The sequence below is a fragment of the Aliihoeflea sp. PC F10.4 genome (assembly GCF_054612275.1).
The window spans coordinates 2,038,482-2,050,207 of sequence record NZ_JBTSWH010000001.1; the positions used below are offsets into that span (position 1 = coordinate 2,038,482).

Genomic DNA, 11,726 nt, shown 5'->3' on the forward strand with positions numbered 1-11,726 from the left:
GCTTCTATCCGCCGTTGACGAGGGACAGGATGAGTTGGTGGATGTTTCCGCCATCTCCCATCTCGACGCGGTCGAAGTCCCGGCTTCTCTGGCGTTGCGCCTGTGAAAGCTCGCCGAGCCGCGCCTGAAGCTTCTGGCGCACCTTCTGGCAGCCCGGATCGGCCTCCGCGCGAAGGCCGACCGAATAAGCTTCGATCGCCTCGACCATCTCGATAATGTCGCGGCCGTGAACGCGCTCGTGAACCCGGATGCCCTCGATGAAAGTCTCCCAGTTGCGCGCCAGATGCGGTGGCAGATCGTTCGACGGTTTCGGCAAGGTATAGGTGATGACGAGGCTCGGGCGAGCGGTTGCCAGGACGCATGAGCCGTCCGCCTGGGGGCGATAGTCGCGCGACCACAAAAGCTCGAAATTGGTGTGCGCGATCGCCCGGCCGATGCCGATCTTCGGGCCCTGCTCACCGATCGACTGATAAAGGCCGATGCCGGAGGTCCCTGAAATCGAATAGGTTTCCACGCGCTCCGTCGCCTGCCAGTTCGCATGCGCGGCAAAAGGTGCGAGCGCCAGACAGGCGACCGTCCAGAAACGTCTCATCGGCTTTTCTCCCGCCAGGCATCGAGGCACGCATCGAGCGCGATCAGCGCGCCACGCCGCAGATCATCGAGCGGCAATCTGTCGGACGCCGGCACATGGATGAAGCCGGTCATCGACGGCGACAGCCCCTCGCACGCATGCGCTGCGGACAGCGTGAAAACGGTGTTGCACATATAGCCGCCTGCGTCGTCCGACCATTCCACCGGTAGACTGGCAGCGTCGAGCGCGCGAGCGATCCGTTGCAGCGGTAAGGTTGAAGCCAACGTCTCCGGCCCCTTGCATATCGCGACTGAAGCCGGGAGATTACCGAGATTGTCCGGCCGCGCATGCGCGTTCGTGTTTCTTGCAACGCGTTCGAGGCGGAAGCCTTTGCATTCGCGGGCGAGCCCGAAATGAAGCGCGATATCCAGCTGAAAATCCCGGGAGATGTCTGCAAGCTGCGCGGCGATCGTCTCGTATTCGACCGCCAAGACCGCTGCACGCAACTCCGCTTCGACTTCTGGCGGGTCGTCGCAAAGGCTTTTGACCAGCGCCTCGGTCGGATTGCTTGGCGCACCGGGAAACACCGAAAAGCCGGTCAGGAGAACGCGCGGGCGACCGCTTTCGCTTATGCCGCCCGCGTCCATATCGTCAGGCGTCTTTCTTCGCCGTCGGTGCAACGCGCAGATGCAGTTCGCGCAATTGCTGCGGGGTCGCCTGCGAGGGCGCGTTCATCAGAAGATCCTGCGCCTGCTGGTTCATCGGGAACATGGTGACTTCGCGCAAATTCTTCGCGCCGACGAGCAGCATGACGATGCGGTCGATGCCGGCCGCCATGCCGCCATGGGGAGGCGCACCATACTGGAATGCGCGGTAAAGGCCGCCGAAACGTTCCTCGACCGTCTCGCGGGACAGGCCGACCATTTCGAAAGCCTTCACCATGGTCTCGGGCAGATGGTTGCGGATACCGCCCGACGCGATCTCGAAGCCGTTGCAGACCATGTCATACTGGTACGCCTTGAGCGACAGCGGCTCGCCACCTTCCAGACCCTCCATGCCGCCTTGCGGCATCGAGAATGGGTTGTGTGCGAAATCGATCTTCTTCTCGTCCTCGTTCCATTCAAAGAACGGGAAATCAACGATCCAACACAGTTCGAACCGGTCGCGGTCGACGAGGTTCAGTTCCTCGCCCGCACGGGTGCGCGCGGAGCCTGCGAAGGCCACGAACTTTTTCGGGTCACCCGCCACGAAGAAGCAGGCGTCACCGTCACCCAGGCCAAGTTGGGCGGCGATGGCCGCCGTGCGCTCCTCGCCAATGTTCTTGGCGATCGGTCCCGCGCCTTCGAGCTTGTCGCCTTCCTTGCGCCAGAAAATATAGCCGAGGCCCGGCTGTCCCTCGCCCTGCGCCCATGAATTCATCCGGTCGCAGAACGCTCTGGAGCCGCCGGTTCGTGCCGGGATCGCCCAGACTTCGGCTTTCGCGTCATTTGCGAGAATATTCGCGAACACCTTGAACCCGGAACCGGCGAAATGCTCGGAAACCGTTTCCATGACGATGGGATTGCGCAGGTCCGGCTTGTCGGAACCGTATTTACGCATGGCGTCGTCATAGGCGATGCGCGGGAATTCCTGCGTCACCGGCTTGCCGTCGGCGAAGGTCTCGAATACCTGGCGCAGCACCGGTTCCATGGTCGACAGCACGTCTTCCTGCTCGACGAAGCTCATTTCGAGGTCGAGCTGGTAGAACTCGCCCGGCAGGCGGTCAGCACGCGGGTCTTCGTCGCGGAAGCAGGGCGCGATCTGGAAATAGCGGTCGAAGCCGGACACCATGATCAACTGCTTGTAGATCTGCGGAGCCTGCGGCAGCGCATAGAACGAGCCTTCGTGCAGGCGCGACGGGACCAGGAAGTCGCGCGCGCCTTCCGGCGACGAGGCTGTCAGGATCGGCGTCGAAAATTCGGTGAAGCCGACATCACCCATGCGCTTGCGCATCTCGGAGATGATCTTCGTGCGCTGGACGATGTTGCGGTGAAGCGTTTCGCGGCGAAGATCGAGGAAGCGGTATTTGAGGCGGATATCCTCAGGATAGTCCGGCTCGCCGAAGACCGGCAGCGGCAGTTCCTTCGCCTTCGACAGGACTTCCATCTCGCGGGCAAAAATCTCGATTTCGCCGGTCGGCAGGTTGGCGTTCGTCGTCTCCGCCGTGCGCGCCTTAACCTCACCATCGACGCGAATGACCCACTCGCCGCGCACGGTCTCAGCCACCTTGAAGCAGGGCGAATCGGGATCGGCGACGATCTGCGTCAGGCCGTAATGGTCACGCATGTCGATGAACAGCAGCCCGCCATGATCGCGCACGCGATGCACCCAGCCGGAGAGGCGGACATTGGCGCCGACATCGGTTTTGCGAAGTTGTGCGCAATTATGGCTGCGATAGGCGTGCATGGGCTGGTCTTTCGGAATTTCGTGGCTGTTCGTCGGGCAAATGAAGCCCGGAAAATCGGCGCGAAAAGCGCATGGAGGGGCGCTTTTGTCAAGTTTTGTCGGAGCGCCCTACTTTCCCGTCAGCGTTCAAGGTCGCGGACGCTGCGTGCATGTATAATGCGCGCGATAAAAATGGTTTCGCCGTTCTCGCGATAAAAGATGACATGACTTCCGTGCTCATGACGGCGAACGCCATCTCCCATACCCGACGCGGCCCGCCCCATATGCGGAAACGCACCAAGTTTATCGAACACCTCATCAAGCTCGGCCCGGCAACGGTTAGCCTGTAGAGGGCCGAACCTTTCGATTCCAAAAAGGTAGAGATCCAGCAGATCGGCTATAGCTCGCGGACCGACGACGATTTCATGCACGATAGGTGCCTCGCGCCTTTGCTATCTCGACCGCTTTTTGGAATATCTGTTCGGTGTCCAGTTTAGTAAAAGCGCCTTCCCAGCCCTCATCCACCATTGCACGCAGTTCCGCCAGCCGCCGCGCTTTGTCACGCTCGTGCTCGCGGCGGTCGCGGTCGCGGCGGATCAGGTCGCGCACATAGTCGCTCGAGCTGGCGAAATCGCCGGATTCGAGCTGATGCTCGACCCATTCCTTCATTTTCTCCGGAAGGGAAATCGTCATCGTCGCCATGATGGCCTCCTTTAATTGTCAATTATTATGCAGTAAATAAGCAAAATTCACAAATCGGGATTGGGTGAATAGCCGAGGATGTTTGGCTCATGGTCGCGCGGCGTGGATCGTGCGATGAACAGGCGACGCAACCGGGTCTGCGATGCCTTCCATACGCCCTCTCCTTCCGCTTCTCATAGCCGCCGGCATTTTGCTGGCCGGCAACGGTTTGCAAGGCACGCTCATCGCCCTGCGCGGCCAGCAGGAGGGATTTTCTGCCGCCCTGATCGGCATCGTCGGCGCGGCCTATTTCGCCGGTTTCTTCTTCGGCTGCCTGACCATCACGCAAATGCTGCGTGCGGTGGGGCACATCCGTGCCTTCGCCGCGCTTGCTGCCATAGCTGCGAGCGGCACGCTGGCGCTCGTGCTCTTCATCGATCCGGTTATGTGGATCGTGTTGCGCTTCCTGATCGGCTTTTGCTTCGCCGGCCTTTTCACGGTCATGGAAAGCTGGATCAATTCGTCCGTCGGCAACGCCGTTCGCGGGCGCGCGACGTCCGTCTACCGCGTCATAGATCTGGTCGCGACCACGCTCTCCCAATTCATGATTCCGCTTTTCGGCACGGCCGGGTTCACGATCTTCGGAGTGATGGCGATCATGATCACGCTGTCACTGGTGCCGGTCTCGCTCGGCGATCGCTCCAATCCCAGCCCGCCCAAGGAACTGAAGCTCGACCTGAAAAGCGTTTGGGTCATCTCGCCTCTCGCCTGCATTGGCTCGGCCGTCGCGGGCCTCGCCAACAGCGCGTTCCGTCTCGTCGGCCCGCTTTATGCGCAGGCGATCGGCTTGAGCGTGAGCCAGATCGCCACGTTCATCTCGCTCGGCGTCATCGGCGGCGTGGTTCTGCAATATCCGCTCGGGTCGCTGTCGGATCGTTGGGACCGGCGCAAGGTGCTGGTGATGACGTCGGCCGCCGCCATGCTGACGGCTCTGGCCATCGCGTTGACGACGCAAAGCGGAGCGCTCGCACAGTTCGCGCTCATCTTCATCTTCTCCGCCTTTGCGATGCCGATCTATTCGCTCGCCGCCGCGCATGGCAACGACAATGCGGGCGAAGGCGGCTACGTTAAGGTCGCCGCCGCGCTGATGTTCTTCTACGCGATCGGCGCCGTTATCGGCCCGCTTGCCTCGTCATTGCTTCTCACGCAGTTCGGTAATGCCGCGCTCTTCTACTACCTCGCCGGGGTCTATGCGCTGTTCATCGCCATCACGCTCTATCGGATGCGCGTGCGGGCCGCGCCGCCGCCCGAAGAGCGCGGGCGCTTTACCGCGTTGATCCGCACCTCGCCCTTCTTCGCCAAGCTGGCACATAAGCCGCGAAACAAAGATAGCGGTTGACGCGCCTGTCCCCGACTGGAAAGGAAAGGTAAAAGACAGGAAACGCTGCCGCACATGCATCTCATTCAGGATCAGGCCGAACTCGAAGCCGTCATCGCCGAACTCGAAAAGTCGGATTTCGTCACCGTCGACACCGAGTTCATCCGCGAGACGACTTTCTGGCCTGTTCTGTGCCTGATCCAGATGGCAGCTCCCGGCGTCACCGCGCTCGTCGATCCGCTCGCCAAGGGCATCGATCTGAAACCCTTCTTCAAGCTGATGGCGAACGAGAAGATCACCAAGGTCTTCCATGCCGCGCGGCAGGATATCGAGATCATTTTTCATCTGGGCGATCTCATCCCCCATCCGGTTTTCGACACGCAGGTCGCCGCCATGGTCTGCGGCTTCGGCGACAGCGTCTCCTACGATCAGCTCGTCCAGAAGATCACGGGCGAGCGGCTCGACAAGTCGTCGCGTTTCACCGACTGGCGGCATCGCCCGCTGACCGACCGGCAGCTCGAATATGCGCTGGCCGACGTCACGCACCTTATCGACGTCTACCAACACCTGACGGCCGAACTCGAACGCGAGGACCGCGCGCACTGGCTCAACGAGGAAATGGAAATCCTCACCGCGCGCGAGACTTACGATCCGCATCCCGACGATGCGTGGAAACGTCTCAAGATGCGCATGCGCAAGCCGCTGGAACTCGCCATCGTGCAGGCCGTGGCCGCGTGGCGTGATCGCGAGGCGCGCGAGCGGGACGTTCCACGCAGCCGGGTCATCAAGGACGATGCGATCTACGAAATCGCCCAGCAGGCCCCGCGAGACCAGACCGCACTCGGGCGGCTGCGTTCGATACCGAAAGGTTGGGAGCGCTCTTCCACCGCCGCCTCGCTTCTCGAAGTTGTCGGCAAGGTGCTGGAAATCCCGAAGGATCAGTTGCCGAAGATGCCGAAGCAGGCTCACCAGCCGGAAGGTTCGGGCGCGGCGGTCGAACTTTTGAAGGTGCTCTTGAAAATGACGGCCGAGCAGGAAGGCGTCGCGCCCAAGGTGCTCGCCTCCAGCGACGATCTCGACAAGATAGCCGGCGAGGGCGAGAAGGCGAACGTGCCTGCCTTGTCAGGCTGGCGGCGCGAGGTTTTCGGCGAAAAGGCGCTCAGGCTCGTACGCGGCGAAATCGGCATCAAATTCGAGAAACGCCGGATCGCCGCGTTCGATATCGCCAACGATTAGCTCCAATCCTGACCGATCAGATCGAACGGCCCGGCTGCGAGATGGTCACCTGGTCGCCATGCACGAACATCGTATGGTCGAACACGGATAGATCGAGGGGGTTGGGCAGCCGAACGTCGCTCAGGTCGGGACACCCGCGACCCGAAGCGTCGAACGCACGATCGACCTGCGATATGAAGGCGACGATAAGCCCATTGCGCCCCGCAAAGTCCCTGAGCGACCCGACCTGCCGTGTCAGCGGCGGCGTCTCGCGCCGCTGATCGAGGATTTGCAGATAATCGACAACGGCCAGCGTTCCGGGTCGCGCCGTTCTTAACCGGTCCTCGATGTAGTTCGCGCATATATCGTTGGAGCAATCGGCATGGAAAAGATGCTCGCTTTGCGGCGGCATGTCGATCCGCTCCAGCCGCTCGAAAACGTTTCGAGCCGAATATTCCAGCGTGAAAAACACGCTCTCGTTCCCTGCTGCCGCCGCTTGCGCGGCCAGTTTCAGTGCCATCAGCGTCTTGCCTTGCCCCGGTCGACCACCGACAAGCACGAGGTTTCCAGGTTTCAGGCGAGCGTGAAGACGTTCTTCGGGCCGAAGGCGCGCATGTGCAGCCGCCAACTGACCCCAGCTTTTATATCCTTCCCGAGCAGCCGTTTTATCGAGGGCGCTGTGAAGGGCGAGGCCGTGCGTTTTTGCAGCGATCCGCGCATCGCGTTTCAAATGAAAAATGGGACGGCTGAGTTTCAACGAAACCTCCTATGCCGAGCGATAGCCGCAACCCCTCCTTATGCGCGCGCTCGAATAGTCGGCTTTTCGGTCAGTCACCTTGCATGAAAACTGCTTTCCCTAAGGAGGGAGGAGGCGCAGGCGTCACCCTGCATCGAGAATACACGATTCGATGAGAGCGGGAATACGCGTCAGCCGTTCAGAGTCGGCGAAATCAATCGTCCAGAACGGCCGTTATCTCGATTTCAACGCGCGCCTCGCGCGGCGACAGGCTCGCTACTTCGACGATCGTGCTCGCCGGACGTATCGTTGCAAAGCGCTCGGCATGGGCGCGCGCTATCAAAGGTTCGTCCGCCATGTCGCGCGCATAAACGACTGTTCGCACCACATGGCGAAGTTCAGCGCCCGCTTCGCCAAGCGTTTCCTCCACGATCGAAAGCGCCGCGCTCAACTGAACGTAGGCATCACCGTCAAGATGCGGCGCGCGAGCGGTCGTTCCGGAGACGAAAATCTGGTTCCCGACCCTGACGGCACGCGAATATCCATACGCGTCTTCATTCGGGTAGCCTGAAGAAAAATTCCGTCTCATTCGGTGCTTGCTCGCATTTCGATCATCATCACGACCCGACCACCAATTCCATCGGTTTACCGAGCACCTTGGATAGTTGCGCCATGCGACCGGCGGGGCGCTCGCCCATCAGGCCGGAATGTTCCTTCGGAACGACCAGGCGCAGGGTACCGTCGCCGCTCTTTTCCCATTTGAGACCAGGAATGATGCCCGGCATCGACGCGGAGAGCAGATAGACGACGCGCAAAAGTGCGCCGAGCACACGTGCGCGCTCGACATAATATGGCGTCGCCAATGTGCGCATTTCCGGTGAAACGCCATCGGCGGAGACGCCCTCGTGACGAAACATATTGGCAAGCGCGATGAAGGCGCGGCCGGGATGGTCCACACCGATGAACGACGCGTGCGCGATGATGTTGAGCGACTGCGTGCCACGATATTCGGGATGCGCGCGCCAGCCGATATCCGCCAGCAGACAGGCGGCATGGCGGTAGCGGGCGTCGTCTTCCGTCTCCTCGATATCGAAGACGCGGAATGTTTCGCCGACCCAACCCGCCAGTTCTCGCGAGTGCCGAACGGAGCGTGCGCGCAGCACAGCAAGCTCCTCAGCGGCCGATATCAACGGGTCTTCGACCTGTTGGTCTTCGGACAACAGGGAGTAGAGGTAGCCTTCGCGCACGCCCTGGGCGGAAACGATGACCTTACCGGGTTTCATGGCCCGCAGGACTTCGAGCAGCGTCGTCGCGCCATAGGGCAAAAGCGCGCGGCGGCTCTTGGAAATGCGCTCGATCCCCTTGGTCTTGTCGAGTTCCCCGGCGGCGACCTGCCTCAGGAAATCGGCAAGCCCCTCCACCGGCATTTCGTAATTGTGCATGACGTTGAGCGGATAGCCGCGAACGATCATGTGCAGGCGTGCAAGGTTTCGCCAGGTGCCGCCGACGCAATAGAAGGTACGCCCCTGCCCTTCCTTCAAAAGCTTGGCGCGAAGCAACTCGGTCCGCGCGATGCGCGTCGCCGCCGTTTGCGAATTCTGCGCCATTTCCTGCAGGCGCAGCCCGCCGAGCGGCAGCGTGATCCCGTCGCCGATCGTCCTGTCGCGGATATCGACCAGTTCGAGGCTGCCGCCGCCAAGATCACCGGCGATGCCGTCCGGCTTGTGAAACCCGGAAATGATTCCGAGCGCGGAATAATAGGCTTCCTGCCGACCCGTCAGCACCTTGATGGGCGTTCCAAGAATTTCCTCGGCCCGGTGGATGAAATCCGGTCCGTTTTCCGCCTCGCGCGCAGCGGCCGTCGCGATGACGTGCAGGCTTTCGGCACCGGCCTGCTGAGAGAGAGCGGAACCGCCCGAATTCCTCCACGGCGCGGCGTACGCCGTCAGGGTCGAGCTTGCCAGTCGTCACGATGCCACGGCCAAGCCCGGCCAGCATCTTCTCGTTAAAGAGGACGGTCGGCGAGCGCGCGACGCCCTCGTAGATGACCAGACGAATCGAATTCGAACCGATATCGATGATCGATACCGGACGGCGATCCGGCAGGCGGCCCTGCGAATTTGCAATCATGCGGTGGTCAGTCAGCCTGTTGCTTCTTGCGACGATGGCGCGCGATACGCTTTGGCGCATGCGACTTCAAGGCATTACCGCGACCGGACAGCGACGGATTGGTCATGAAATATTCCTGCGCATTGAAGGGCTCCTCCCCCTCCTCGGGCGTCATCCGCCGCGAGGTCCCATCCGGCAATACTTCGAAACTTTGCTGGTTGTCCATCAGGTTTCCAAGCATGATCTGGCCCAGAACCTGCTCATGGACCGTCGGATTGGTGATCGGAACCATGGTTTCGACACGCCGGTCGAGATTGCGCGGCATGATGTCTGCCGACGAAATATAGAGGATCGCCTCATCGGACGGCAGGCCATGGCCGTTGCCGAAGCAATAAATCCGCGAATGTTCGAGAAACCGGCCGATGATCGATTTCGCCCTTATGTTGTCGGACAGTCCCGGCACCTGCGGACGCAGGCAGCAGATGCCGCGCACGACGACATCGATCTCCACCCCGGCGCGGCTCGCCTCGTAAAGCGCGTCGATGACGATGGGATCGACAAGCGAATTCATCTTCAGCCAGATTTGCGCCGGCTTGCCGGCCTTGGCGAATTCGATTTCCGCATTGATGTGGTCGAGCAGGCGCTGGCGCAGCGTAAACGGCGAGATCGCCAGTTTCATGTGGTCGGTCGGCTCGGCGTAGCCGGTGATGAAATTGAACACCTGCGCGACATCGCGCGCGATCTGCGGGTCCGACGTGAAATAGGAAAGGTCGGTGTAGATGCGCGCAGTGATCGGGTGATAATTGCCGGTGCCCAGATGGACGTAATTGCGCAATTTGCCATCTTCGCGGCGCACGACGAGCGACATCTTGGCATGGGTCTTCAATTCGATGAACCCGAAGACGACCTGCACGCCTGCGCGTTCCAGATCTCGCGCCCAGCGGATATTCGCCTCCTCATCAAACCGCGCCTTCAATTCCACAAGCGCGGTGACCGATTTGCCCGCTTCTGACGCATCGATCAGCGCACGCACGATCGGGCTGTCATTCGACGTGCGGTAAAGCGTCTGCTTGATGGCGACGACTTCGGGATCGAGCGCAGCCTGACGCAGGAACTGCACGACGACGTCGAAGGATTCGTACGGATGGTGGACGACGATGTCCTTCTCGCGAATTGCGGCGAAGCAATCCCCGCCATGCTCGCGAATGCGCTCGGGAAAGCGCGGGTTGAACGGACGGAACTTCAGATCGTCGCGCGGCAGCGAAACGATCTCCGAAATCTGGCTGATCGCGAGCGGCCCGGTCAGGACCGAAATGCGCGACGGCCCCACGCTGAGTTGCGAGGCGACGAAGTCGCGCAGCGCGGCCGGCATTTCGTCGTCGAACTCGATGCGGATCACCTGTCCGCGCCGGCGGCGTTTCAAGGCGCTCTCGAAAAGCCGCACCAGATCCTCGGCCTCCTCCTCGACCTCGATGTCCGAGTCGCGAATGATGCGGAAGGTGCCCGATCCCTTGACCTCGTAGCCGGGGAAAAGACGGCCGATGAAAAGCTCGACCGCATCCTCAAGCGCAATGAAGCGGACGTTGCCGCGCCTGTCGGGCAGGCGAATGAAGCGATTGAGCGCCTGCGGCAGGCGCAAAAGCGCGGACATCTCCTCCCCGTTCTTGCGGTGGCGCAATTGCAGCGCCATCGAGAAGCCGAGATTGGGAATGAACGGAAACGGATGCGCCGGATCGACCGACAGCGGCGTCAGAACCGGGAAGATCGCTTCTAGAAAGTGATCCTCGAGCCACGACTTGTCCTCCTTCGACAAGGGGGCAGAGCGCACGATCTCGATCCGCTGCTTGCGCAAAAGTTCAGCCAAAAGTGAAAAGCTTTTTTGCTGATCCGCCTGCAGGATCGAAACCTCGAGCAATATCTGCTCAAGCTGCTCCTCTGGCGTTCGCCCGTCCGGGCTCTTGATCGCGATTCCGGCACGGACCTGACCGGCGAGACCGGCCACGCGTACCATGAAGAACTCGTCGAGATTGGCGGCCGAGATGGACAGGAAGCGCAGCCGCTCGAGAAGCGGATGGTTCGCATTGTGCGACTCTTCCAGGACACGACGATTGAACTGGAGCCAGGAAAACTCGCGATTGACGAAGCGATCGGGATTTTCCTCCGGCGACTTGGCCAATTGAGCCACGGGGCTGGCGAAACTGCGTTCTACCGGCTTCATTTCATTCATGGGTCCGAACCGTTCCTTGAGCGAGGTTTACCCACTCCTGCCAGCCTTTTGCGACAGTTTCATATCGGCTATCTTGCATTGACGGGGCCAATGCTGCAAACGCTCAAAGCCTGAATTCCAAAGAACTTCGGAGTCCGTCATGGCCGGCCACGCAATTCCGCACTTCCAGAACGACGCAGGACACGCGTCAATCGAGATCGGCGTGAAGGAATTCATGTGCGTGGGCGCGAACGCGCCCTTCGACCATCCGCATGTCTTCCTCGATATGGGTGACGACAACGAAAAGGTCTGCCCTTATTGCTCGACGCTCTATCGGTTCGATCCTTCGCTGAAGGCGACCGAGACGGTGCCGGCCGGCGCACTTTATCGCGAACCTGCCGCCTGA

General features: G+C 61.0%; 11 protein-coding genes and 1 pseudogene. 3 read left to right on the plus strand and 9 right to left on the minus strand.

The genetic code is table 11. From position 1 onward, the window contains the following. Positions 1-4: 4 nt before the first annotated feature. The 5 genes from ACX82Z_RS10240 to ACX82Z_RS10260 form a co-directional block, all read right to left on the minus strand. Positions 5-592 carry a DUF922 domain-containing Zn-dependent protease gene (locus ACX82Z_RS10240; protein WP_459588475.1) on the minus strand — a complete coding sequence of 196 codons (588 nt, stop codon included), beginning with the start codon at positions 590-592 and terminating at the stop codon, positions 5-7. Continuing rightward, positions 589-1,218, minus strand: coding sequence for a pyroglutamyl-peptidase I (locus ACX82Z_RS10245; RefSeq protein WP_459588477.1), 630 nt, complete (start codon positions 1,216-1,218; stop codon positions 589-591). The genes ACX82Z_RS10240 and ACX82Z_RS10245 overlap by 4 nt, the downstream gene beginning before the upstream one ends. Positions 1,219-1,222: 4 nt before the next feature. Continuing rightward, positions 1,223-3,016, minus strand: coding sequence for an aspartate--tRNA ligase (aspS, locus tag ACX82Z_RS10250; RefSeq protein ID WP_459588478.1), 1,794 nt, complete (start codon positions 3,014-3,016; stop codon positions 1,223-1,225). Positions 3,017-3,135: 119 nt separating this feature from the next. After that, positions 3,136-3,426, minus strand: coding sequence for a type II toxin-antitoxin system RelE/ParE family toxin (locus ACX82Z_RS10255; RefSeq protein ID WP_459588480.1), 291 nt, complete (start codon positions 3,424-3,426; stop codon positions 3,136-3,138). Continuing rightward, positions 3,419-3,697 carry a type II toxin-antitoxin system ParD family antitoxin gene (locus ACX82Z_RS10260; protein WP_459588482.1) on the minus strand — a complete coding sequence of 93 codons (279 nt, stop codon included), beginning with the start codon at positions 3,695-3,697 and terminating at the stop codon, positions 3,419-3,421. The genes ACX82Z_RS10255 and ACX82Z_RS10260 overlap by 8 nt, the downstream gene beginning before the upstream one ends. A 142-nt stretch (positions 3,698-3,839) precedes the next feature. Here ACX82Z_RS10260 and ACX82Z_RS10265 point away from each other — a divergent pair, with 142 nt between their 5' ends. Continuing rightward, complete coding sequence (locus tag ACX82Z_RS10265; RefSeq protein ID WP_459588484.1) at positions 3,840-5,075, plus strand: MFS transporter; 1,236 nt, start codon at positions 3,840-3,842, stop codon at positions 5,073-5,075. Positions 5,076-5,129: 54 nt separating this feature from the next. Then, the gene (gene rnd / locus ACX82Z_RS10270) at positions 5,130-6,290 is read left to right on the plus strand and encodes a ribonuclease D (protein ID WP_459588485.1); all 1,161 of its coding nucleotides are present in this window, start codon (positions 5,130-5,132) and stop codon (positions 6,288-6,290) included. Between the two features lie 16 nt (positions 6,291-6,306). On the opposite strand, the gene ACX82Z_RS10275 is transcribed toward rnd, so the two are convergent. The 4 genes and pseudogenes from ACX82Z_RS10275 to ACX82Z_RS10290 all read right to left on the minus strand — a co-directional run bounded on the left by ACX82Z_RS10275 (position 6,307) and on the right by ACX82Z_RS10290 (position 11,341). Then, positions 6,307-7,026, minus strand: a complete 720-nt coding sequence (locus ACX82Z_RS10275) for a DNA helicase (RefSeq protein WP_459588486.1) — start codon at positions 7,024-7,026, stop codon at positions 6,307-6,309. Positions 7,027-7,219: 193 nt separating this feature from the next. Further along, positions 7,220-7,594, minus strand: a complete 375-nt coding sequence (locus ACX82Z_RS10280; protein ID WP_459588488.1) for a Rid family hydrolase — start codon at positions 7,592-7,594, stop codon at positions 7,220-7,222. A gap of 28 nt (positions 7,595-7,622) precedes the next feature. Further along, a pseudogene (gene ppx, locus ACX82Z_RS10285) lies at positions 7,623-9,135 on the minus strand (exopolyphosphatase). Positions 9,136-9,142: 7 nt separating this feature from the next. Continuing rightward, on the minus strand, positions 9,143-11,341 hold the full coding sequence (locus ACX82Z_RS10290; protein ID WP_459588489.1) for an RNA degradosome polyphosphate kinase: 2,199 nt from the start codon (positions 11,339-11,341) through the stop codon (positions 9,143-9,145). Between the two features lie 139 nt (positions 11,342-11,480). Here ACX82Z_RS10290 and ACX82Z_RS10295 point away from each other — a divergent pair, with 139 nt between their 5' ends. Further along, on the plus strand, positions 11,481-11,726 hold the full coding sequence (locus ACX82Z_RS10295; RefSeq protein ID WP_459588490.1) for a zinc-finger domain-containing protein: 246 nt from the start codon (positions 11,481-11,483) through the stop codon (positions 11,724-11,726).

Bases quoted from the DNA above. Each gene is read 5' to 3' on its own strand.
- ACX82Z_RS10240 (WP_459588475.1), bottom strand. From the start codon at position 592: ATGAGACGTTTCTGGACGGTCGCCTGTCTGGCGCTCGCACCTTTTGCC.
- ACX82Z_RS10245 (WP_459588477.1), bottom strand. From the start codon at position 1,218: ATGGACGCGGGCGGCATAAGCGAAAGCGGTCGCCCGCGCGTTCTCCTG.
- aspS (WP_459588478.1), bottom strand. From the start codon at position 3,016: ATGCACGCCTATCGCAGCCATAATTGCGCACAACTTCGCAAAACCGAT.
- ACX82Z_RS10260 (WP_459588482.1), bottom strand. From the start codon at position 3,697: ATGGCGACGATGACGATTTCCCTTCCGGAGAAAATGAAGGAATGGGTC.
- ACX82Z_RS10265 (WP_459588484.1), top strand. From the start codon at position 3,840: ATGCCTTCCATACGCCCTCTCCTTCCGCTTCTCATAGCCGCCGGCATT.
- rnd (WP_459588485.1), top strand. From the start codon at position 5,130: ATGCATCTCATTCAGGATCAGGCCGAACTCGAAGCCGTCATCGCCGAA.
- ACX82Z_RS10280 (WP_459588488.1), bottom strand. From the start codon at position 7,594: ATGAGACGGAATTTTTCTTCAGGCTACCCGAATGAAGACGCGTATGGA.
- ACX82Z_RS10290 (WP_459588489.1), bottom strand. From the start codon at position 11,341: ATGAATGAAATGAAGCCGGTAGAACGCAGTTTCGCCAGCCCCGTGGCT.
- ACX82Z_RS10295 (WP_459588490.1), top strand. From the start codon at position 11,481: ATGGCCGGCCACGCAATTCCGCACTTCCAGAACGACGCAGGACACGCG.